At 67.3% G+C, this 22901-nt stretch carries 20 protein-coding genes; 15 read left to right on the top strand and 5 right to left on the bottom strand.

Going from position 1 to position 22901, the window contains the following annotated elements:
- Positions 1–4: 4 nt before the first annotated feature.
- Positions 5–1225, top strand: coding sequence for a D-alanyl-D-alanine carboxypeptidase family protein (locus EGM71_RS17630; protein ID WP_014038515.1), 1221 nt, complete (start codon positions 5–7; stop codon positions 1223–1225).
- A 263-nt stretch (positions 1226–1488) separates the two neighbouring features.
- Here the strand turns inward: EGM71_RS17630 and EGM71_RS17625 are convergent, their stop codons facing one another.
- The gene (locus tag EGM71_RS17625; protein WP_188486037.1) at positions 1489–2547 is read right to left on the bottom strand and encodes a lipid A deacylase LpxR family protein; all 1059 of its coding nucleotides are present in this window, start codon (positions 2545–2547) and stop codon (positions 1489–1491) included.
- A 352-nt stretch (positions 2548–2899) separates the two neighbouring features.
- Between EGM71_RS17625 and EGM71_RS17620 the strand changes: the two genes are divergently transcribed.
- From EGM71_RS17620 to gnd, 7 genes are all read left to right on the top strand, one after another.
- Positions 2900–3178: a YbeD family protein gene (locus EGM71_RS17620; protein WP_188486035.1), complete on the top strand. Its 279-nt coding sequence runs from the start codon at positions 2900–2902 to the stop codon at positions 3176–3178.
- Positions 3166–3876: a lipoyl(octanoyl) transferase LipB gene (lipB, locus tag EGM71_RS17615; protein ID WP_188486033.1), complete on the top strand. Its 711-nt coding sequence runs from the start codon at positions 3166–3168 to the stop codon at positions 3874–3876. Before EGM71_RS17620 ends, lipB begins: the two co-directional genes overlap by 13 nt.
- A gap of 18 nt (positions 3877–3894) precedes the next feature.
- Entirely contained in the window at positions 3895–4905 is a 1011-nt protein-coding gene (gene lipA / locus EGM71_RS17610) for a lipoyl synthase (protein ID WP_032130310.1), read from the top strand.
- 318 nt (positions 4906–5223) lie between these two features.
- A complete protein-coding gene (locus EGM71_RS17605) occupies positions 5224–7401 on the top strand; it encodes a carboxy terminal-processing peptidase (protein ID WP_188486031.1) in 2178 nt (725 codons plus the stop codon).
- A 234-nt stretch (positions 7402–7635) separates the two neighbouring features.
- A complete protein-coding gene (locus tag EGM71_RS17600; protein ID WP_188486029.1) occupies positions 7636–8226 on the top strand; it encodes a DUF2242 domain-containing protein in 591 nt (196 codons plus the stop codon).
- Between the two features lie 2 nt (positions 8227–8228).
- Positions 8229–9482 (top strand): hypothetical protein, encoded by a 1254-nt coding sequence (locus EGM71_RS17595; RefSeq protein WP_188486027.1) that lies wholly within the window; start codon positions 8229–8231, stop codon positions 9480–9482.
- 10 nt (positions 9483–9492) lie between these two features.
- The gene (gnd, locus tag EGM71_RS17590; protein ID WP_188486025.1) at positions 9493–10398 is read left to right on the top strand and encodes a phosphogluconate dehydrogenase (NAD(+)-dependent, decarboxylating); all 906 of its coding nucleotides are present in this window, start codon (positions 9493–9495) and stop codon (positions 10396–10398) included.
- A gap of 381 nt (positions 10399–10779) precedes the next feature.
- Here the strand turns inward: gnd and EGM71_RS17585 are convergent, their stop codons facing one another.
- Entirely contained in the window at positions 10780–11823 is a 1044-nt protein-coding gene (locus EGM71_RS17585) for an oxidoreductase (protein WP_188486023.1), read from the bottom strand.
- A gap of 170 nt (positions 11824–11993) precedes the next feature.
- On the opposite strand from EGM71_RS17585, the gene EGM71_RS17580 reads away from it, so the two are divergent.
- The 4 genes from EGM71_RS17580 (at position 11994) to EGM71_RS17565 (ending at position 16316) form a co-directional block, all read left to right on the top strand.
- The gene (locus EGM71_RS17580) at positions 11994–12377 is read left to right on the top strand and encodes a BON domain-containing protein (RefSeq protein ID WP_014038506.1); all 384 of its coding nucleotides are present in this window, start codon (positions 11994–11996) and stop codon (positions 12375–12377) included.
- A gap of 168 nt (positions 12378–12545) precedes the next feature.
- A complete protein-coding gene (locus tag EGM71_RS17575; RefSeq protein WP_188486021.1) occupies positions 12546–14363 on the top strand; it encodes a sensor histidine kinase in 1818 nt (605 codons plus the stop codon).
- Positions 14360–14800 carry a response regulator gene (locus EGM71_RS17570; RefSeq protein WP_087923644.1) on the top strand — a complete coding sequence of 147 codons (441 nt, stop codon included), beginning with the start codon at positions 14360–14362 and terminating at the stop codon, positions 14798–14800. Before EGM71_RS17575 ends, EGM71_RS17570 begins: the two co-directional genes overlap by 4 nt.
- 4 nt (positions 14801–14804) lie before the next feature.
- On the top strand, positions 14805–16316 hold the full coding sequence (locus EGM71_RS17565; RefSeq protein ID WP_188486020.1) for an ATP-binding response regulator: 1512 nt from the start codon (positions 14805–14807) through the stop codon (positions 16314–16316).
- A 244-nt stretch (positions 16317–16560) separates the two neighbouring features.
- Here EGM71_RS17565 and EGM71_RS17560 read toward each other — a convergent pair whose 3' ends face one another.
- Positions 16561–17304: a 20S proteasome subunit A/B gene (locus EGM71_RS17560; RefSeq protein ID WP_188486018.1), complete on the bottom strand. Its 744-nt coding sequence runs from the start codon at positions 17302–17304 to the stop codon at positions 16561–16563.
- A gap of 89 nt (positions 17305–17393) precedes the next feature.
- Here EGM71_RS17560 and folK point away from each other — a divergent pair, with 89 nt between their 5' ends.
- Entirely contained in the window at positions 17394–17879 is a 486-nt protein-coding gene (gene folK / locus EGM71_RS17555) for a 2-amino-4-hydroxy-6-hydroxymethyldihydropteridine diphosphokinase (RefSeq protein ID WP_188486016.1), read from the top strand.
- Between the two features lie 60 nt (positions 17880–17939).
- Here folK and EGM71_RS17550 read toward each other — a convergent pair whose 3' ends face one another.
- On the bottom strand, positions 17940–18677 hold the full coding sequence (locus EGM71_RS17550) for a pteridine reductase (protein ID WP_008265570.1): 738 nt from the start codon (positions 18675–18677) through the stop codon (positions 17940–17942).
- Positions 18678–18736: 59 nt separating this feature from the next.
- Here EGM71_RS17550 and EGM71_RS17545 point away from each other — a divergent pair, with 59 nt between their 5' ends.
- Together EGM71_RS17545 and EGM71_RS17540 are read left to right on the top strand one after the other, a co-directional pair.
- The gene (locus EGM71_RS17545) at positions 18737–19921 is read left to right on the top strand and encodes a class I SAM-dependent methyltransferase (protein ID WP_188486013.1); all 1185 of its coding nucleotides are present in this window, start codon (positions 18737–18739) and stop codon (positions 19919–19921) included.
- The gene (locus tag EGM71_RS17540) at positions 19918–20310 is read left to right on the top strand and encodes a VanZ family protein (protein ID WP_188486011.1); all 393 of its coding nucleotides are present in this window, start codon (positions 19918–19920) and stop codon (positions 20308–20310) included. The genes EGM71_RS17545 and EGM71_RS17540 overlap by 4 nt, the downstream gene beginning before the upstream one ends.
- Positions 20311–20447: 137 nt before the next feature.
- Here the strand turns inward: EGM71_RS17540 and EGM71_RS17535 are convergent, their stop codons facing one another.
- Positions 20448–22805 carry a beta-N-acetylhexosaminidase gene (locus tag EGM71_RS17535; protein WP_188486009.1) on the bottom strand — a complete coding sequence of 786 codons (2358 nt, stop codon included), beginning with the start codon at positions 22803–22805 and terminating at the stop codon, positions 20448–20450.
- Positions 22806–22901 lie beyond the last annotated feature (96 nt).

Genomic DNA, 22901 nt, shown 5'->3' with positions numbered 1-22901 from the left:
TCCAATGAATTTCCGTTCCGCCGCCACCGCCCTGGCCGCCACCCTGGTGGTGGGCCTGGCTTCCGCCCAGACCCCGCTGCCGACTCCGGCCACGCCGGCGCCTGCCGCCGCCGCTGCCGCCCCGGCCACTGTCGCCACTCCGCCGGCCCCGGCACCGAGCGTGTCCAAGGCCTGGGTCCTGATGGATTACGCCACCGGCCAGGTACTGGCTGGCGAGAACGTCCACGAGCAGCTGGCCCCGGCCAGCATCACCAAGGTGATGACGTCCTACGTGATCGCCGCCGAGGTCAAGAACGGCAAGGTCCGTGCGGATGACCAGGTGATGATGAGCGAACGCGCCTGGCGCGAAGGCGGTGCGGGTACCGACGGCAGCTACAGCGGCTTCCCGGTCAACCAGACTGCACGCCTGGAAGACATGGAAAAGGGCATGGCGATCCAATCCGGCAATGACGCCGCGATTGCCCTGGCCGAGCACGTGGCCGGCAGCGAAGAAGCCTTCGCGTCGCTGATGAACAGCTACGCCGCCAAGATCGGCATGAAGGACTCGCACTTCGTCAACGCCCACGGCCTGACCGCCGAAGGCCACCACAGCACCGCCTACGACCTGGCGCTGCTGGGCCGCGCGATGGTGCGTGATTACCCGGAAACCTACGCGTACAACAAGATCAAGGAATTCCAGGTCGGCAACATCAAGCAGCCGAACCGCAACCTGCTGCTGTGGCGCGATGGCAGCGTGGACGGCATCAAGACCGGCCACACTTCCGAAGCCGGCTACTGCCTGATGAGCTCGGCCCAGCGTGGTGACCAGCGCCTGATCGCCGTGGTGCTGGGTGGTTCGTCGGAGAAGCAGCGTGCCGACGACAGCCTGGCCCTGCTGAACTGGGGCTTCCGCTTCTTCGAGACCCACCGCCTGTACGAGCCGGGCAAGGCCGTGGCCGAGCACAAGGTCTGGAAGGGCACCACCGACAAGGTGCAGCTGGGCGTGGCCCAGCCGATGCTGGTGAGCGTGCCGCGCGGCCGCTACAACGACCTGAAGCCGAGCATCGACGTGCCCAAGACCCTGGAAGCACCGTTCACCGCCGGGCAGCAGATCGGCACCGTGAAGGTCACCCTGGATGGCAAGGTCATCGCCGAGGCACCGCTGGTGGCCGTGGCCGCCGTCGAGCAGGCCGGCTTCTTCAAGCGCCTGTGGGACAGCTTCTGGATGTGGTGGGAATCGGAATGATCCACGCCTCGGCGGGGTGAACGAAAAGGCCGGCGCATGCCGGCCTTTTCTGTTCTGGGATGCCGGTTCCGTCCGGATGTGGGTAGTGCCGGCCGCTGGCCGGCACCCCATGAACCCATCCGGATGTGGGTAGTGCCGGCCGCTGGCCGGCTCCCCATGAACCCATACGGATGTGGGTAGTGCCGGCCGCTGGCCGGCACCCCATGAACCCATCCGGATGTGCCAACAGCCGGCCAGCGGCCGGCACTACCTCAGCCCCTCGCTTACAGCGAGCGGCTGATGGTGAAGCTGCCGAACACGGGCGATTGGCGCTGTCCATCGAATTCGCGGGTGCTGTGGTAACGCGCCATCGCGAATTTCCAGCGCCCGCGCATCACGGCGATGCCGTAGCCGCCCTGGGCCACCACGTGGCGCTTGTCCACGCTGTGGCTGCTGCGGAACGTGTTGCCGTCCAGGGTGATGTCGCGAATCATCCACGCCGCGTCGGTGGTCACGAACAGGTGCCACGACCAGCCACTGGGGCGGCCACCGCGGGTCGGTGCGGTGTTTTCACCGGCCGGACGCAGCGGCGTGCTGCCGAAGTCGTCGGGCAGCTTCCAGCCGAAGCGCACTTCACCACCGGCATTGGCCTTGGTTTCCAGGTTGCCGATCGCACCGCCGTAGTGGCTGATCGCATCCCAGCCCCAACCGCCGGCATTGACGCTGGCATCGGCCGGCCAGCGCCGCATGCGCTCGTGGGTCAGCATGAACACCGGTTCGTTGTGCAGCTGGTTGTCCCAGCCCTCGAACTTCTTGTCGCCCAGGATGTTGTGCACCGCGTCCTGCACCTGCTTGCCCTGTGCCCAGGGGCCGACCACACCCACGGCCAGCTGGGTGGTCTGCAGGCGGTCGCCGCTGCGCGCGTTGAAGCCGAAGCTGGCCAGCAGCACGCCGGCGTAGGGCCGGTCGTCCTCGATCAGGTCGCGGCGGGTCGGGTCGGTGGGGGTGAAGATGCCCTGGCCGATGCTGAAGATCATGTTCTGCTGTTCGAACCTGCCCGGGTGCAAGCCTTCCAGGTACTGGTTCACCCAGCGCGCCATGCGGGGCAGGCAGGGGTCGTCGGTGTAGTCGACCAGATTCGGCGAGACCAGGGTCAGCTGCGCGCCGTTGGTATAGCCCTGGTCCTGGTGGCGGCCACCGAACAGGTCGTTGTCGACGCGGAAATTGATCTGCGGCGGGTGGTCGCGCATGGCGTCGGGGCCACACTGTTCGGCCGCCTGGGCGGCAAGCGGGAGGGCAGAGGCCAGCAGGCCGGCCAGCCCGAGGGCTGCGACACTACGCATGGATGGGATGCTCATGGGGAAGGGGGCGGTTTTCTGTCGTTTTCTGCAACGCTACGGTACTCGTGCCCGCGCGTCGGAACGAGCGCGTTCGGATCACTTGTCTGTTCCGAAAACAACATTGTCCGGCAGACACAATTCGTTACTCGCGTACGCGCTGCGGGCCTGGCGTGAAGGCGATCGCAGGCCGCCCGTACGATGCCGGGGCCAGTGCGGGACAGGAGAATGCAGTCAGCTGTCGTTGGACTTTCGGCCCCCGCTTTGGGGCCGCCTGCAACGCAGCAGACCGCCGGTGCCGTCTTTGACGTTGATGAATACTCTTGGGTTTGTTGCCCTGCGGCCCGATAATGGGGCCATGGAAATCAAGTCCGACAACCCCGACCACGGCTTCCAGTTCCCCGGCCAGTTCGAGCTCAGTGCCATGGGCCCGGCCAACCGCGGCCTGGAGCATGAGCTTCCCCGCCTGCTGCTGGCTGCCGGCATCGATGTGGTGAACGAACGCATCAGCTGGAAGCACTCGTCCAACGGCAAGTACGTGTCCGTCCGCATCGTGTTCAAGGCCGACAGCCGCGAACAGTACGACCTGGCCCACCAGGCACTGCGTGACCACCCGGAAGTGAAGTGGACGCTGTAGCCGACAACTGCCCGGCCGAAGCCGCCCCGGAAGACCGCGCGCCGCGTCCGGCGGTGGTCCGTGACCTGGGCCGCCAGGCCTATGAGCCGGTGTGGCGCGCCATGCAGCGCTTCACCGACCAGCGCAGCGACGCCGATGCCGACGAGCTGTGGGTGGTCGAGCACGATCCCGTGTTCACCCTGGGCCAGGCCGGCAAGGATGAGCATGTGCTGGCGCCGGGCGACATTCCCGTGCTGCACGTGGACCGCGGCGGCCAGGTGACCTATCACGGCCCCGGCCAGATCGTGGTCTATCCATTGCTGCGCCTGCCGCGGCTGGGCATCGGTGTGCGCGACTACGTGTGCCGCATCGAGCAGGCGCTCATCGATACCCTGGCCGAGTGGAACATCGGCGCCGAACGCCGCGAGGGCGCCCCTGGCGTCTACGTCGGTGGCGCCAAGATCGCCGCGCTCGGCATACGCGTGCGCCGCGGCTGCACCTTCCATGGCCTGGCCTTCAACGTGGCCATGGACCTGGAACCCTTCCACCGCATCAACCCCTGTGGCTATCAGGGGTTGCAGGTGACCTCGGTGGTAGACTTGGGCGGCCCCTCCGGGATGGATGCCGTCAAGCCGGTGCTGCTGGACCACCTGGCCCGCCAGTTCGGCCTGCTGCTGCAGCACACGCCGGAACTGCCCGATCTTTCTGCGGCCGCCTGACCGCCCCCCGGAACTGCCATGACTGAAACCACCGCTCGTTCCATTCCCCTGCAGATCGTGCAGGGCGATTCCCCGTCCGCCGCGCCGTTGCAGGCCGGGGTCAAACAGCTGGGCGGTGACAAGATCAACCGTTCGCCGGTGCAGTTCGCCGACGCGCCGGTGCTGCGCAAGCCGTCCTGGATCCGCGTGCGCATTCCTTCGGGCAATGCCGTGCAGAACCTGAAGGCCAAGCTGCGCGAGAACCGCCTGGTGACGGTGTGCGAGGAGGCCAGCTGCCCGAACATCCACGAGTGCTTCGGCCATGGCACCGCCACCTTCATGATCCTCGGCGAGGTCTGCACCCGCCGCTGCTCGTTCTGCGACGTGGCCCACGGCCGCCCGAAGCCGCCGGATGCCAACGAGCCGGCCAGCCTCGGCCAGACCGTGGCCGACATGGGCCTGAAGTACGTGGTGGTGACCAGCGTCGACCGCGATGACCTGCGCGATGGTGGTGCCCAGCACTTCGTCGACTGCATCAGTGCCATCCGCGCGAAGTCGCCGGGCACCCGCATCGAAGTGCTGACCCCGGACTTCCGCGGCAAGGGCCGCATGGAGCGCGCGCTGGAGATCCTGGCGCAGAACCCGCCGGATGTGTTCAACCACAACATCGAAACCGTGCCGGACCTGTACCGCAACGTGCGCCCGGGCGCGGACTACCAGTGGTCGCTGAACCTGCTGAAGAACTTCAAGGCGCAGCACCCGGACGTGCCGACCAAGAGCGGCATCATGCTGGGCCTGGGCGAAGAGTTCGAACAGATCAAGGCCACCATGCGCGACCTGCGCGCGCACGACGTGGACATGATCACCATCGGCCAGTACCTGCAGCCGACCGCGCACCACCACCCGGTGCTGAAGTACTGGACCCCCGAGGACTACAAGGCGCTGGAAGACTACGGCTACGAGCTGGGCTTCAGCCACGTGGCGTCCGGCCCGATGGTGCGCTCGTCGTACCACGCCGACGTCCAGGCCAAGGGCGCAGGGGTCCGGTAAGCGGTTGCGCGATGCGCGCTACCGCTTTCCACGCTGCGCTGCGCACACCGTGGGCCCCGGCTTACCACCACCCACACCCCCGCCGCTTCGCGGCCGCCCCCTGACTCAGGGGGCTTGCAACCCCATGCCCTCTGCAACCGGACAGACGGCGCCGCTGGGTGCGCCGCTCTTCAGCCATTCACAATTTGCTACACCGGCCCCGCTAGGCTGGTTTTCCACCGAGCGCGGCCGGGTGACAAACCCGGCAACTTTCGGCACTGTCGTGGTGTCTGAACACCCTGCAGTCTCCCCCTTGGCAAGGCGCCTTCGAGCACGTCAATGAAATTCAAAGCCCCCGCATTCCTGATGGCCCTGGCGCTGGTCGCGCCGCTGGCGCTGGCGGCCAAGGCCGACTCGCCTGCATTGCCCGCCGCGGCAACCGCCGATCAGGTGACCACCTCCAAGCTGGTGTATGGCCTGTTGTCCGACAGCCGCTACGCCTACCGCCCGCGCGCGCTGGACGAGGCCACCTCCAAGGACGTGTTCAAGCGTTACCTGGAGACACTGGACGGCGCCAAGCAGTACTTCACCCAGGCCGACGTGGCGCGCTTCGCGCCGTTCGAAGCCAACATCTCTTCGGCCATCCGTGGCGGCGAGCTTGAGCCGGCGTTCCAGGTGTTTGCGGTCTACAAGCAGCGCGTCGGCGAACGTGTGGCCTATGCGCGCAAGCTGCTCAAGCAGGAGCCGGATTTCACCACCGACGAGCGTTTCGAATACGACCGCAAGAAGGTGCCGTGGGCGGCCAGCAGTGCAGAGCTGGATGAGCTGTGGCGCAAGTCGGTGAAGAACGACTGGCTGCGCCTGAAGCTGGCCGGCAAGAAGCCGGACGACATCCGCAAGACGCTGGACAAGCGCTACGCGACGCTGGAGAAGTCGGTCAACGAGCTGAAGGGCGAAGACGTCTTCCAGTTCTTCATGAATTCGTACACCAGCGCTGTCGACCCGCACACCGATTACTTCACCCCGCGCACCGCCGAGAACTTCAACCAGGCGATGTCGCTGTCGCTGGAAGGCATCGGTGCGCAGCTGCAGCGCCAGGACGATGTGGTGGTGATCCGCGAGATCATCGCCGGTGGCCCGGCCGCGATGGACGGCACGCTGAAGCCGGGTGACCGCATCGTTGGCGTTGGCCAGGGCAAGTCCGGCCAGGTCGAGGACGTGATCGGCTGGCGCATCGACGATGTGGTGGCCAAGATCCGTGGCGACAAGGACACCCAGGTCAAGCTGGAATTCATCCCGGCTGCCGAAGGTGCCGATGGCAAGCACCACACCCTGCTGTTGACCCGGCAGAAGGTGCGCCTGGCCGAACAGGCCGCCAAGGGCGAGACCATGTCCATTCCGGCCGCCAATGGTGAGCCGGCGCGGAAGATCGGCGTGATCAAGCTGCCGACCTTCTACCAGGACTTCGAAGGTCGTCGCCGCAATGCGGCCGATTATGCCTCGGCCACCCGTGACGTGGCCAAGCTGCTGGCCGGCTTCAAGAACGACAAGCTGGATGGCGTGGTGCTGGACCTGCGCAACAACGGTGGTGGTTCGCTGGATGAGGCGATCGAACTGACCGGCCTGTTCATCGAGCAGGGCCCGGTGGTGCAGGTGCGTGAGTCCGGTGGCCGCGTCACCGTCAACAGCGACCGTAACCAGGGCGTGGCGTGGGACGGCCCGCTGGCGGTGCTGATCAACCGCGGTTCGGCCTCGGCCTCGGAGATCTTCGCCGGTGCCATCCAGGACTACGGTCGTGGCCTGGTGATCGGTGAAACCAGCTTCGGCAAAGGCACCGTGCAGAACATCGTCGACCTGGACCGTTGGCCGAGTGGCGAAACCCAGCGCTTCGGCCAGGTCAAGCTGACCATCGCCCAGTTCTTCCGCATCAGCGGCAGCAGCACCCAGCACAAGGGCGTGGTGCCGGACCTGGCATTCCCGGCCAGCGTCGATGCCACCGAATTCGGTGAAAGCACCTACGACAATGCACTGCCGTGGACCCGCATCGCTGCCGTGCCGCACACCCAGTACGGCAACTTCGCGCCGCTGCTGCCGAAGCTGGAAACCCGCCACGACGCGCGCATCGCGACCGACAAGGAATTCCAGTGGTGGAACGAGGACGTGCAGCAGTTCCGCACCGAGGCCGCGAAGAAGTACATCTCGCTCAACGAGGCCACCCGCCGCGCCGAGCGTGAGCGCCAGGACACCCAGCGCAAGGACCGTCAGGTGATGCGCAAGGAACTGGGCCTGGACCTGGATCCGCTGGCCGACGACAGCAGCGACGATGGCCTGACCGGCAACGAGCGCGACATCGTGAAGGATGCTGCCCGCGAGAAGGCTGCCGAGAAGCGTCCGGACCCGCTGCTGCGCGAGTCGGCCTCGATCCTGGCCGATGCAGTGAACCTGCTGGCCAACGACCGCCCGCTGTCGGCGCAGGTGCTGCCGCAGTCCACCGGCGCGGGGCGTTGGGCGGACTGAGCCGGAGACGGCATGTAATCCTGAGGGGGCCGGCATTGCCGGCCCCTTTTTTGATTGGGGACCTCGATCACCGTAGCGTCGGGCCTTGCCCGGCGAGCGAAGTGCCACAAACGACTTAATCCCCTCCGTCCCCTTTTTTCGTGCATGAACCGGGAGCAACGTGGGGGGGCATGTCGACCTGCCGCACACGGGGGCGGGACTACCCTTGGGGCTCTCGTTCTCGCAGGAGTACCCATGCGGGCCTCCCGTCTTTCCAGCGCTGCCGTGGCGTTCGCCAGTGCGCTGATCCTCTCGGCCTGTGGTGGCCGTGCCGCCGACAGCACCGTGCTGCGCGAGTCCTTCGATTCCGGCGATACCTTCTCGCGCACCGTTGAGGGACGCCCCGGCGAAGCCTGCGAGGCGGCGCGCCGCACGCTGCTCAGCCAGGGCTATGCCATCGCCCGCTCCGATGACGCGCAGGTGGAGGGCAACAAGAACTTCCAGCCGCGCGAGGATGACCATGAGCAGCTGGTGCTGCGCATCTCCTGCGCCCCGCGTGGCAGCCAGACGCTGGTGTTCGTCAGTGCCGTGCAGGATCGCTACGCGCTGAAGAAGAGCCCAACCTCGGCCAGCGTCGGCGTGGGCGCGCTGGGCTCGGTATCGCTGCCCTTCGGCAGCAACGACGACTCGCTGGTGAAGGTGGCCAGCAGCACGGTCACCGACGCTGAGTTCTATCGCCGCTTCTTCCAGCGCCTGCAGCAGTACCTGCCGGCCGCGGCAGGCAAGCCATCGCCATCGCCGGAAGCGGTGCCGGAACCCGCACCGGCGGTCACGGACCAGGGCTGAGCATGCGGGGCAGGTGGCTGATTGCAGCCCTGCTGCTGGCGCCAGCGTGGGTCGTGGCAGCGCCTTCCCCGGACTGTGTGCAGGGCCTGCTGCAACGCTTGGGGTGGCGCTTCGAGGAGGCGTCCCTCAGTGCGCCGCAGGTACACGGTGGCCCGGTGTGCACGCGTGCCTCGCTGGCTGAATCGCAGGCGGCCGGTGACCTGCGCGTGCGATGGCCGGCGGCGCTGCCCGCTGCCGCACGGCAGGCACTGCTGCAGCAGCTGCTGGATGACCCGGCCACGGTCTGCGCCTATGCCTTCGAGCTGGGGGCGGCCACGCGGCGCGCGACGTCGGCACTGCAGGGCAACCCCACGTTCCGCTTCTCCGGCCCGCAGCTCGGGTGGATCGGCTTCGGGTTGCAGGGTGCACCGGCACAAGGTTGGCAGCGTACGCGTAGTTTCGGTCGTGGCTTCGTGCCCCGTGCGAGCAACAGCCATGCGCTGCAGGCGTTCTACAGCGGTGCGGTGCGTGCCGAATGCGGTGTCGGCCGCCAGGTCGCGCAGCTGGCCACCCAGCGCGAGCTGTATGGCGATGCCGCGTTCGATACGGAGTTCGCAGCGGATGAACTGTCGATCGGCACCTTCCTCGCGCTGCACGATACCGACAGCATCCTGCTCGGCGCGCATGCCGGCGACTTCTTCGCCGATGGCAAGGCGGTGCGCACCTCGGCGATGGGGCGGCAGGCGTTCGTGGGCGTGCCCGGTTTCATCGAACATGTGTACGACAAGGGCATGCTGGACGACCTGAGCAACCAGGCCGAGAACTTCGTGGTGGTCGACGTGGGCGAGGGCGCTGCGCGGGCCCTGGCGCAGCACGGTGGCCTGGCCTGGTACGACCAGCGCAATGCCGAGCTGTGGACACTGGCGCAGGGCATTCCGCGTACGGGCCAACGCTATTTCGAGCGCCTGCTGTTCGAGCGCGATCCACAGTTGCGCGCACGGCTGGCGCCGCGCTACCACGAGGCATTGCGGCGCATGGACCAGCTGCTGGACGATCCGTTCTACCAGCAGTTCGTGATCTATGTGCATCCGCGCGGTATACGTCCTGTCGGCTACCACATCGCCCGCCTGCTCGATCGCAACCCGAGAACGCCGTTTTCGATCGACCTGGCGGTGCACAATCTGCATACCACGCTCTACCGGCGTTGGCGCGAGGCGCAGCTGCGCCACTGCGCGGCTACCGGCAGGCCAGGCAGCCTGACCCTAGACCCCAACTGAAGGTGAAACAATGGATATTGCAATGATCGGCCTCGGCCGCATGGGCGCCAACATGGCCCAGCGCCTGCATCGCGGTGGCCACCGCGTGGTCGGCTACGACCCGGGCGACGCTGCCCGCCAGCGCGCCGCCGAGGCCGGCCTGGAGGTGGTTGATTCGCTGGCCGCCGCCGTGGCCGCGCTGCCGGTACCGCGCGTGGTGTGGCTGATGGTGCCGGCCGGCGAAACCGTCGACCAGACGCTTGGCCAGCTGACCCCGCACCTGGCCGAGGGTGACATCGTCATCGACGGCGGCAACTCCAACTACCAGGACTCGATCCGCCGCGCCAAGGCGCTGGCCGAGAGCGATCTTGGCTACGTCGACTGCGGCACCAGCGGTGGCGTGTGGGGCCTGCAGGAGGGCTACAGCCTGATGGTCGGTGGCGAAGCGTCGGTGGTGGAGCAGATCGCACCGCTGCTGCGCACGCTGGCTCCGGCCGAGGATCGTGGCTGGGGGCGTGTCGGCCCGTCCGGCGCCGGCCACTTCACCAAGATGGTCCACAACGGCATCGAGTACGGAATGATGCAGGCCTACGCCGAAGGCTTCGCGCTGATGGAGCGCAAGCAGGAGATGGAGCTGGACCTGGCCCAGGTAGCCGAGGTGTGGCGCCACGGCAGCGTGGTGCGCTCGTGGCTGCTGGACCTGAGCACCGAAGCACTCAAGCGCAATCCTTCGCTGGATGGCATCGCGCCGTACGTGGAGGATTCCGGCGAAGGCCGCTGGACCGTGGCCGAAGCGATCGCGCTGGACGTACCGGCACCGGTGATCACCCTGTCGCTGCTGGAACGCCTGCGTTCGCGCGAATCGAATTCGTTCACCGACCGCCTGCTGTCGGCGATGCGCAATGAATTCGGCGGCCACGCCATCAAGAAATCGTAAGCACCGCGATGGGGGCAGAGCCCTTCGGCGTTGCCGAAGGGATCCGGCCCCAGGCAGATCGGGGTCAGTCGTGCATGGCCCGACTCTACAAAAGCCTTCTCCTATGGTTTCCACGTCATCCACGCATGGTGTGGATGTGTCGACCAAGGTCGACACCTACCGTCGGGCGCGGATAACTGTCGAAGGCGGGGTGGGTCCGGTTGCGGGGGTGTCCGCGGCATGGATGCCGCGGCCAAGCCCCCAAGGATGGGTTTACGGCGTCCCCCGCAACCGGACCCACCCCGCCATCTCACGGATGGCCGGCTGTTGCTGTTGCTGTTGAGGTTGCCGGCCAGCGGCCGGCACTACCGCTTCTGCGGGTGCAGGGCGCAGCCCTGCCGATCAGTCCAATGCGATTCGCCGCCCTTCGCGCGCGCTGTCCATGCCGGCCTGCAGCAACCGCATCAGCTGCAGCGCCTGCACCGCGCTGACCGTGGCTTCGCCGTCGCCGTGCATCGCCGCCGCGAACTGCGCATACAACCGCCGGTAGTCGCCCGGCAGGTTGTCGACCGTCGTGCGCTGCACGTTGTCCTCGGCGTCGCAGCGCAGCAGCTCGCCATGCCGCGGATCAATGCCCCAGCCCGGCGCGCCCGGTGCCACGCCCCGGCGCAGCTGCGCTTCCTGCACATCCAGTCCGTGCTTGATCCAGCTGCCATCGCGGCCATGCACTGCGAAGTGCGGCGTGGGCGCCGCTACCAGCGAACCGGAATGCACGATCGCGCGATGACGTGGGTAATGCAGCACGGCGTGGAAGTAATCGATGCCGGTGCCGCCTTCGCGCTGCACGGCCAGATCGGCATCGATGGCGTCGGGCCAGCCGAACAGCACCAGCATCTGGTCCAGCAGGTGCGGGCCGAGGTCGTACCACAGGCCACTACCGGGCCCGTCCTGCTCGCGCCACCGGTCACGCACCTGCGGGCGGTAACGGTCGAAGTGCGCGTGGCACTCGGCGACGTCGCCCAGCGTGCCTTCGGCCAGCAGCGCCTGCAGGGTGAGGAAGTCGGCATCGAAGCGCCGGTTCTGGAACACGGTCGCGATGCGTCCGGCATCGCGCGCCGCAGCCAGCACCGTTTCCGCTTCGGCCACATCCAGCGCGAATGGCTTGTCGACCAGCACATGCTTGCCGGCGGCCAGCGCGGCGATCGCGAGGGGTGCATGCTGTTCGTTCGGTGTGGCGATCACCACCGCATCCACTGCTGGATCGTTGAACACCTCCTGCGGCGTGGCGCGCACGTGCACGTCGCTGAACGCGCGCAGCAGGGTGTCGCGTTGCGAACTGACGATGCTGTGCAGCACCAGCCCGGGCGTGTGCTGGATCAGTGGCGCATGGAAGACGCGGCCGGCGAGGCCGTAGCCGATCAGGGCCAGTTGCAGGTCGGGGCGCATGGCAGGGCTCCGGCAGTGGGAAGGGCAGGGTAAACGACGGGTGCTGGCCGTCCAAAACTGAACCGTTGCCGTTGGAAACGTTTCGATTCACGGCGGCATGACCGCAACGCCACGCCTGCTCTACGGCGGCTTGTCCAGACTGGCAGCACATCCCGAAGGAGTACGACACGATGAGCAATACCACCCGCACGCTGATTGCTTCCGCCCTGACCCTGGGCCTGGCGCTGTCCTCCTCGGCCGCATTCGCCAAGGACCCGGCCGCGAAGAGCCCGCCGACCAGCACCCATCCGACGACCCATGCCGATCGCCATGACTCCAACGAGCCGGTGACCGATACCTGGATCACCACCAAGGTGAAGGCCGATCTGCTGGCCAGCAGCAACGTTCCGGGCACTGAAATCAAGGTGGAAACCGTGAATGGCGTGGTCAGCCTGAGCGGTGCCGTGGCCACCCAGGCCGAGAAGGACAAGGCGGTCACCACCGCCAAGGGCATCAAGGGCGTGACCCGCGTCGATGCCGCCGCATTGAAGGTCAGCGCTGCCGCCAAGCGCTGAACCGGGTGGGCGCCCCGGTGCGGGGCGCCCACTGCACGGGGTTCCGCCAACCCGTTCAGGCAACTCGGCTGGAAACTCCAGAGTTGTGACCGCCTGCGCTATATTGCCGGTTCCGCCGCAGCCGGGTTCGTCCCGGCCAACGCTTCGCGGCTGAGCTGACGAGGAACTATGGCGCTGGTTTTCAGTGACGACATCTGGGACCGCTGGCGGTTGCCGGCCCTGGCGCTGGCCGCTGCAGCGATCATCGTGGTGCCGTGGTTGACCCTGCGCAAACTGCAGCAGGACAGCGAAGATGCGATGGCCTGGGTCAATCATACCCAGGCCGTGGGTGTGGCCCTGCAGCAGCTGCAGGCTGATGTACGCGATGTCGAATCGGCTGCGCTGACCCTGTCCAAGGGTGTGGATGCGCCTGGCCTGCGCGAGCGCATGGCCAAAGCCAATGACCTTCCCGGTCGCCTGGCTGAACTGGGCCGGATGACCCGCGACAATCCTGAGCAGCTGATCCGCATCGGCCGTATCGAGTCGATGCTGGAAGGGCGCATGGCGCTTGCCCGCGAACTGGCAAAGTCCGAACCCAACAGTGATCAGCGCGAGCTGGTGCAGGACCTGAGCACGCGCTATCCGATCCGTGGCCTGGTGGAGGAACTGCAGGCGAGCGAGCAGAAGCTGCTGACACAGCGCGCCGAGCAGGCTGCTCGCCAGCGCAAGCAGACCGAACTGGTGTCGTGGAGTTCGCTGGCGATCCAGCTGGCCCTGCTCGGCCTGGTGCTGTGGCTGCTGCAGCGGCAGATCGGCCGTCGGCTGCATGCAGAGCGGCAATCGCTGCGCTCGGCCGCACGCGCGGCCTCGGTGCTGCAGACGGTGCGCGAACCGATCGTGCTGCTCGACCGCGACCTGCGCGTCCAGTTGCACAACCCGGCATTCGCTGAGCTGTACGGCCTGCAGGACGAACGTGCCGACGGCCTGCTGCTGGAAACCGTTGGCGACAACGCCTGGCAGGACCCGGTGGTCCGGCAGCGCCTGGCCGACGTGCTGTCGCGCGGTCGCGAACTCTGGGACTTCGAGCACGAGCAGCGCACCGCCGACGGCATGGTGCGCTACATGCTGCTCAACGCGCGGCGCATGCCGCTGCCCGACACCGATGACGAAGTGGTGCTGCTGACCATCAGTGACGTCACCATGCAGCGCGCAGTGCAGCTGCGCGTGGAAGAGCTGAACCGCCAGCTGGAAGGCAAGGTTGCGCAGGTATCCGAGGTCAACCGCGAGCTGGAGGCCTTCAGCTACTCGGTCTCGCATGACCTGCGTGCACCGCTGCGCCACGTGGCCGGATTCTCCGACAAGCTGTCGCGGCACCTCGGCGATCAGGCCGATGACAAGAGCCGCCACTACCTGGAAGTGATCTCCAGTTCGGCCCGGCGCATGGCGGCGTTGATCGACGACCTGCTGGTCTACTCGCGGCTGGGCCGCGCGGCGATGCGCCAGCAGGCGGTGGACATGCAGTCGCTGGTGGCCGATACCCGCGCCATGCTCGATTCCAACCTGCAGGCCGAAGCCGAGAACAGCGGCCATGCGCACCACGTGGAGTGGAGCATCGCGCCGCTGCCGATCGTGGTGGGCGACGAGAACATGATCCGCCAGGTCTGGCTCAACCTGCTCGGCAACGCAGTGAAGTACTCGGGCAACCGTGAGCCGGCCAAGATCCGCGTGGATTATCAGCAGCAGCCCGATGGCGGCCATCAGTTCACGGTCAGCGACAATGGTGCAGGCTTTGACATGACCTACGCCGGCAAACTGTTCGGCGTGTTCCAGCGCCTGCACAAGGCCAGTGACTACCCGGGTACCGGCATCGGCCTGGCCAGCGTGCGCCGCGTGCTGACCCGTCATGGCGGCCGTATCTGGGCCGAGGCCGAACCGGACGTCGGCGCCACCTTCCACTTCTACCTGCCTCCCGCGATCGACGCGGACAAACAAGGTCCTTCTGCATGACGACTCTGCGCACCATTCTTCTCGCCGAAGACAGCCCGGCTGACGCCGAAATGGCGATCGACGCCCTGGAAGAGGCGCGTCTGGCCAATCCCATCGTGCACGTCGAAGACGGCGTGGAAGTGATGGACTACCTGCTGCGCCGCGGCGCCTTCGCCAGCCGCGAGGAAGGCCTGCCGGCGGTGCTGCTGCTGGACATCAAGATGCCGCGCATGGATGGCCTGGAAGTGCTGCGGCAGATCCGTGAGCACGAAGAACTCAAGCGCCTGCCGGTGGTGATCCTGTCGTCCTCGCGCGAGGAAAGCGACCTGGCCCGCAGCTGGGACATGGGCGTCAATGCCTATGTGGTCAAGCCGGTGGACGTGGACCAGTTCTTCGGCGCGGTGCAGACCCTGGGCAAGTTCTGGGCGTTGATCAACCAGGCACCGGAACTCGAGTGAGCCCATGCCCCTGACCGGTCCCGCCCTGGGGGCGCTGCGCATCCTGCTGGTGGAAGACTCACCGGAAGATGCCGAGCTGATGTCCGAACAGATGCTCGACGCGGGCCTGGAAGCCCGCTTCGAGCGTGTCGAGAGCGAGGCGGAACTGCGCCAGGCTCTGGCTGCGTTCCAGCCGGACATCGTGCTCTCCGACCTGAGCATGCCGGGGTTCTCCGGTGATGACGCGCTGCGCATCGTGCGCGAGACCTCGCCGGAAGTGCCCTTCATCTTCGTCTCCGGCACCATGGGTGAGGAGAACGCGGTGGCGGCGCTGCAGAAGGGTGCCAACGACTACATCATCAAGCACCTGCCGGCGCGCCTGCCGTCGGCGGTGGCGCGTGCGATCCGCGATGCACGCAGCGCGGTCGAGCGTGCGCGCGTGGAAACCGAACTGATGCGCGCGCAGCGGCTGGAAAGCCTGTCGCTGCTTGCCGCCGGCCTCAGCCATGACCTGCGCAACATCCTGCAGCCGTTGCTGATCATGCCGGACCTGCTGAAGGCGCGTACTGAAGATCCGCAACTGCACCACCTGGCCGACGTCATCGCCGAGTGCGGCCGCCGTGGCCACGAGATGGCCGAGTCGATGCTGTCGTTCGTGCGCGGTTCGCGCAAGCCGAGCGAGCGCATCGAGATCGGTGGCCTGTTCGATGCGGTGGCACTGCTGTTGCGCAGCAACGTGCCCGATGCCGTGCGCCTGGAACTGCAGGTGCAGGACGAAGGCCTGGTGGTCGACGCCAACTACACCGAGTTGCAGCAGGTGATGTTGAACCTGGCGCTCAATGCGATCCAGGCGATGCCCAACGGCGGCCGCCTGAGCCTGACCGCCAGCCATGCCGGGCAGCGCGATGGCGTGGACTGGATGCAGATCTGCGTGGCCGATGAAGGCATCGGCATGGATGCGGACACGCTGTCGCACCTGTTCAATCCGTTCTTCACCACCAAGGCCGATGGCACCGGCCTGGGCCTGATTTCCTGCAAGCGCATCGTCGAAGGCGCCGGCGGCAGCATCCATGTCAGCAGCCAGCCGGGGCAGGGCACCTGCTTCGAACTGCGCTTGCCGATGCACGAGGCCAGCGACGGCAGCGAGCCGATCGAGCAGCTGGTGGCCCTGGGCAGTGGCCAGTCGATCCTGGTGGTCGACGGCGAGGCCACGCGCCTGTCGCTGCTCGGCAACGCGCTGTCCAGCCAGGGGTATCAGCTGCAGCTGGCCTCCGATGGCCCGGCGGCGTTGCGCTGGATGCAGCAGGAGGCGATGCCGGCGCTGGTGATTGCAGACGCCGGCTCAAAGCTGCTGCCGGCCAGCCAGCTGCTGGGTGAGATGGCCGCGCTGGGCTATCGCGGCCCGGCGCTGGTGCTGGAGGACGCAGCGGCGGCGGTGCCCGCTGATGCATTCCCGGCGGGCGTGGAAGTCCATGTGCTGCGCAAGCCGCTGCAGATGCAGCAGGTGTTCCGCGCAGTGGCTGAAGCGCTGGGCTGATGCCGCGGTAGTGCCGGCCGCTGGCCGGCATCCCCGTGCGGCGGGATTACTGCGGTTGCCGGCCAGCGGCCGGCACTACCGGTCCCCGGTTTCCCTGGAGATGCGAGGCTGGTATTGGTCGCTGCAGATGCAGCAGGTGTTCCGCGCAGTGGCTGAAGCGCTGGGCTGACATTCGGGTAGTGCCGGCCGCTGGCCGGCAGCCGCATGGATCCCACCGCACGCGGTTGCCGGCCAGCGGTCGGCACTACCGTTCGATGGTTTCCCAGGGGAAGCGCGGCAGGGCGTCCACTGCCTGTTCCAGGCGCCGTGACCAGTTCTGGTGGATATCGGCATACAGCGCTGAATCCGCGCCCAGCCGCAGTTGCTGGCCGATGCGCAGTTCTCCGTCGCGCAGCAGCGCAAGGTCGATCGGCAGGCCCACCGACAGGTTGGAGCGGATGGTGGAGTCCAGCGAGACGATCGCCGTGCGCGCGGCATCCTCCAGGCGCGTGGCCGGGCTGAGGATGCGGTCGAGGATCGGCTTGCCGTACTTGGATTCACCGATCTGCAGGTACGGTGTCTCCGGCGAGGCGGCGATGGCGTTGCCGAGCGGGTAGATCATGTACAGCCCGGGGCGCTCGCCGGCGATCTGGCCGCCGAAGATCAGCGTGGCCTGGGTATTGACCCCATCGTGGCCATGTTCGCTGTGGTTGCTGTGCACCTGGCTGTCCACCAGCAGCTGGCCGACGTACTCGGCGGCTTCGAACAGGTGGGTCATGTCGCGCAGGTTGGGCGCGCGCCGTTCGTCGGCATCGCGCCCCAGGCGCGACACCAGCAGTTGGGTGGTGGCCAGGTTGCCAGCCGCCATCAGCACGTAGGCTGCCTGGCCGGGATACTCGAACACGTGCAGCTTGCGGTGCACGCGCACATCGTCCAGCGAGGCATTGGTCCGGGTGTCGGCAGCGAAGACCAGGCCCTCGTCCACCTCGATTCCAACGCAATAGGTCATGTCGGTGCCCTATCATGTGCGTCCCGGATTGTAGGCAGGCCGCCGTGACGACGGCATGTCCACGCCCCCATCGCTGCCACCTGAACCGCATGACGACCGTGCTCCTGAGCCTGGGCAGCAATGTCCAGCCCCGCCGCTACCTCCACGCCGCGGTGGCGGCCCTGCGCGAGCGCTTCGGCGCGCTGCAGGTGTCGCCGGCCTACCGTACCGCCGCGGTCGGCTTCGATGGCCCGGCCTTCCTCAACAATGCAGTGGCGATCGAGACCGACCTGCCGCTGCAGGAACTGGACGACTGGCTGCATGCGCTGGAAGACGCGCACGGCCGCGATCGCAGCGGGCCACGCTTCTCCGACCGGACCCTGGACATCGACGTGGTGTTCTACGGCGACCTGGTGGTGGAAGGCCCTGGCCACCTGCGCATTCCGCGCCCGGAGCTGAAGCATGCCTTCGTGCTGAAGCCGCTGGCCGACATCGCGCCGGGCTTCATCGACCCGGTCAGCGGGCTGGACCTGGCCACGCTGTGGCGCGCGCACACGCAGTTTGGCGAGGCGTTCGAGGTGGTGGACCTCGATTGATGGAGGTTACCGGCCAGCGGCCGGCACGACCGGTAGTGCCGGCCGCTGGCCGGCAACATTTCAGCTGACCGTGCGCCCGCCATCCACGCGCAGGGTGTGGCCGGTGACGAAGCTGGCCTCGGCCACCAGCCAGTACACCGCCTCGGCGATCTCCTCGACCGTGCCGATCCGCGCCAGCGGCGTGCGCGCCAGCAGCGCCTCCCGGGCGAAATCGTCCTTGCCCTGTTCCGGCCACAGGATCGCACCCGGCGCTACTGCATTGACCCGCACCTTGGGCGCCAGCTCCAGCGCCAGCGAGCGTGTGGCCATTTCCAGCGCGGCCTTGGCCATGGTGTAGGCGATGTGGTCGCGCATCGGGTCGGTGCCGTGCAGGTCGGTCAGGTTGACGATGCAGCCCTGCTGGCGGCGCAGGTAGGGCGCCGCCGCCTGGGACAGCAGCAGCGGCGCGCGTGCATTGACCGCATACAGCTCGTCCATTGCCTCGGCGGTGACCTGGCCGAGCGGGGTGGGGAAGAAGTTGGAGGCGTTGTTGACCAGCGCGTCCAGGCGCCCGAAGTGGGTGACGGCCTGTTCCACCAGGTCGGGCAGGGCGTCGGCGTCACGCAGGTCGGCCTGCAGGGCCAGCACGCTGCCGGGACGTACGTTGTCGAAATCGAACGCGGCCTGCTGCAGCTCGGCGCTGGAGGTATTGGCGTGCAGCACCACCGACCAGCCACAGGCGTGGAACTGGCGGGCGATGGCCGCACCGATCCGGCGCGCGCTGCCGGTGATCAGGACCACGGGGTGGGTGTCGCTCATCGAGGGTCCTCCAAGGCTCGGCTATCCTGTGCACCATTGTCACCGCATTCGAAGACGCCATGCAGCCCACCTTCCCCCTGCCCGAAGCCGATGCCCTGGCCCACAGCGACCAGCTGGCGGCCGCCCTGCGCGCCGAAATCCTTGCACAGGGCGGGGCGATGCCATTCTCGCGCTTCATGGAGCTGTGCCTGTACACCCCCGGCTGGGGCTATTACAGCGCCGGCGCCAGCAAGTTTGGTGGCAGCGGTGACTTCACCACCGCGCCCGAGCTCGGCAGCCTGTTCGCCGGCAGTGTGGCCAATGCGCTGGCGCCCGTGTTCGCCCAGCTGGGTGCGCAGGCGCGCATGCTGGAACTGGGCGGCGGTACCGGTGCCTTCGCCGAGGCCGTGCTGCTGCGCCTGGCCGAGCTGGACGCGCTGCCGTCGCGCTACGCGATCCTGGAACCCAGCGCCGACCTGCGCGAGCGCCAGCAGCAGCGCCTGCAGCAGAACCTGCCGGCGGAGTTGGCCGCGCGGGTGGACTGGGTCGACCGCCCGTTCGAAGAGGACTGGGAAGGTGTGGTGTTCGCCAACGAGGTGATCGACGCGCTGCCGACCCCGCGCTTCCTGATCCGGGACGGCGAGGTCTACGAGGAAACCGTCGAGCTGGATGCCGAAGGCAACTTCATCCGTGGCGCGCAGCCGGCGGACATCCTGCTCAACGGCGCAGTGCGGCATATCGAGCGCTACCTGGAAAAGCCCTTCGCCGAAGGCTACCGCTCCGAGGTGCTGCCGCAGCTGCCGTACTGGCTGCAGGCGGTGGCCGGCGGCCTGCAGCGCGGTGCGCTGCTGTTCGTCGATTATGGTTACAACCGCGGCGAGTTCTACCAGCACGACCGCGACGATGGCACCGTACGTGCGTTCTACCGCCACCATGTGCACAACGACGTGCATCGCTGGCCGGGGCTGCAGGACATCACCGCGTCGGTGGATTTCACCGCGATGGCCGAGGCCGGCGCGCACGGTGGTTTTGAACTGGCCGGCTACTGCAGCCAGGCCAGCTTCCTGCTCGGTAATGGCCTGGACCAGGTGCTGCTGCTGGCCGAGGAACGTACCGACGAGGTCGGCCGCATCCAGCTGCGCGACCAGGTGAAGAAGCTGACCCTGCCGACCGAGATGGGCGAGCGCTTCCAGGCGATCGGCCTGCAGCGTGGCGTCGACTTCGAACCGGCCTTCGAGCTGGGTGACCTGAGCTGGCGCCTGTGAGCCACGCGTTGCCGGTGATCAAGCTGCTGCGGCGGCCACGGTTGTGGACCGCACTGTGGGTCACCGCAGTGCTGCTGGTGATCGTGGTCTGCCTGATCCCACCGCCGCCGATTCCGTTGCCGGAAAACAGCGACAAAGGCGAGCACTTCCTCGCCTATTTCGTCCTGGCCGGCAGCGCGGTGCAGCTGTTCCGTCGGGGCCGCCCGCTGCTGTGGGTGGGCGTGGGCCTGGTACTGATGGGTATCGGCATCGAGTTCGCGCAGGGCGCGCTGACCAGCAACCGCACTACCGACCCGATGGATGCGCTGGCCAATACGATCGGTGTGCTGGCCGGCATGGCCACGGCACTGACCCCGCTGCGCGACCTGCTGCTGCGCTGGCGCGGGTAAAAGCGTGCCAACCAGGGCTGGCACCTACCCGTAGATCCACGCCATGCGTGGATGGAGTTTCAGTAGATCCACGCCATGCGTGGATGAACTGCCCGAGGTGCCGACCAAGGTCGGCACCCATCAAGACAGACCTGCCGTCATTTCCCCAGCGTGACCTCATCCAGCACCCACATCGCCGGGCGCGTGTCGCCGGTGAAGTTGATGCACAGGTCACCGGTGCCTTGCGTGTCCTTCGGCAACGTGGCCTTCAGCGTCACGAAGCCATCGGCATCCGGCTTGGCCGGCAGTGGTACTTCAGCCAGCACCTTGCCGCTGCAGTCGCCGCGACGCACCAGCATCTCCCCATGCGCGCGCTTGGCCTTCTCGAAGCGACGCTTGGGCTCGTCGTGGGCCAGCTGGAAGTAGTACGGAATACGGCCCGCGCGGACTTCCACGCTGCCGATGCCGTCCAGCTGCGCCTGCGGCCAGCGCCAGCACGGCTGGAAGATGTCCACGTTGAACACTGCACGGGCGCCCTCGCGCGGGCCATCGTCTTCCAGGCGCAGCACCAGTCCCTTCTTGCCCACGCAGCTGAGCAGTTCATCACTGCGGCGGCTGAGCAGCGACTGCGCGGTGAACGCGGCGATGCTCGGCTTCGCGGCCAGCATCTGGCCCTGGTAGAACGCGGCGGCCTGCACGGTGGTCGGCAGCGTCGCGGTCAGCGGTTGCTGGTACAGCGGTGATTGCGCGGTCACCGGCTGGCCATCGGTGCTGTAGCGCACTTCATAGCCCAGCGGGTTGGCCAGCGACACAGTCACCGTGTTGGCCGCACGGCTGTCGGTGTAGTCCACGCCCACTTCGAACGGGGTCTGCGCGTAGGCCAGGCCCCAGGCGCGGTAGCGCTGCAGCTGGGCCGGCAGGCGTGCGAGGAAATCGCGGAAATCGCGATGTTCCGGCGTGCTCCAGCCGGTCTCGGCCACTGCGGCCAGGCGCGGGAACAGGTTGTGCTGCAGGCGTGCATAGCTGCGCGTGTGCTCGGTGAACATGTTGGCCTGCAGGCCGAGGATGTGGCCGCGCTTGTCGGTGGCCAGTTCGGCCGGCACCGGCTCGAAGTTGTAGAGCTTGCCGAGGTTGACCTGGGTCGGGCGGCCCGGCGGTTCATTCGGCGAGGCCGTCTGCAGGTAATCCAGATAGAGGTAACCGACCGGCGACATGATCACGTCATGCCCGGCGCTGGCCGCCGCCAGGCCGCCTTCGGTGCCCTGCCACGACATCACCGTGGCCTGCGGCGGCAGACCGCCTTCGAGGATCTCATCCCAGCCGATCAGGCGCCGGTCGTGTTCCTCCAGGAACGTCTCCAGGCGCTTGATGATGTGGCTCTGCATGGCCATTTCATTCTTGATGCCCAGTGCACGCATGCGCTGCTGCACCTGCTTCGAGGCTTCCCACTGGTCCTTGACCGCCTCGTCGCCGCCCACGTGCACGTACTTGGCCGGGAACAGTTCGATCACTTCCTCCAGCACGTTCTCGAGGAAGGTGACGGTGCTGTCTTCCACGTTGAACAGGTTCGGGAACACGCCCCATTCGCTGATCGGCTTCAGCGGGGTGTTGATCGAACCCAGCTCGGGGTACGCGGCGATCGCTGCGGTCGCGTGCCCCGGCACATCGATTTCCGGAATCACCTGGATATGCAGCTTCGCGGCATAGGCGATCACCTCGCGGATCTGGTCCTGCGTGTAGAAGCCGCAGTACGGATGTTTCTGGCCGCTGGCCGGATCGATGCCACCGTCGCCGGCCGGCAGGCGGCAGCTGCCCACTTCGGTCAGCTTCGGGTAGCGCTTGATCTCCATGCGCCAGCCCTGGTCATCGGTGAGATGCCAGTGGAAGGTATTGAGCTTGTGCGCAGCCATTGCGTCGAGCACGCGCTTGATCTCGTCCAGGCTCTGGAAATGCCGTGCCGAGTCGAGCATGAAACCGCGCCAGCTGAAGCGTGGCGCATCCTGGATCTGCACCGCTGGCAGCACGCCGTTGCTGCCGCCGGTGGCGAGCTGGGCGAGCGTGGTCGCGCCATAGAACAGGCCGGTTTCGTTGCCGGCCTGCACCAGCACGCCCTGCGCGGTGCTTTCCAGCGTGTAGCCCTCGCCGCTGTCGCGGAAGGTCGGGACGATCTCGAAACGGATGCCGCCGCTCCTTGATGCAGTCTTGCCCTTGGCCAGTGCCAGGCGTGGCCCGCCGCTGCGCGCCAGCAGGTCGGCGAACTGCGTGGCGACCCGCTGTGCGGCCTCGCCTTCAGCGTGCAGCACGGTATCGGCGCGCACGGTGATGCCGCTGCCCTGGCCGGGCTGCACGGTGGCCGGGGCGGGAATCAGCATCAGGCTGCCGGCACGCAGCTGCGGACCCGGTGCTTCAGCGGCCGGCGTGGGATCGGCGGCGAGTGCGGGCAGTGCTGGCAGCAGAGCGAGCAGGCTGCCCAGCAGCAGCGCGCTGCGCATCCGGGCGCGGGAAGGCTTGACCATCGGAACGACTCCTTGGAACGGTGCGATGAACGCTATACATGAAAAACGCCGGGCCCGGAATGACCCAGGCCCGGCGTGCGTGCACGACTCGGCGAT

This window comes from Stenotrophomonas maltophilia, assembly GCF_006970445.1.
Classification (GTDB): Bacteria; Pseudomonadota; Gammaproteobacteria; order Xanthomonadales; family Xanthomonadaceae; genus Stenotrophomonas; species Stenotrophomonas maltophilia_AU.
This window is presented reverse-complemented; position numbering and strand designations above follow the sequence as displayed.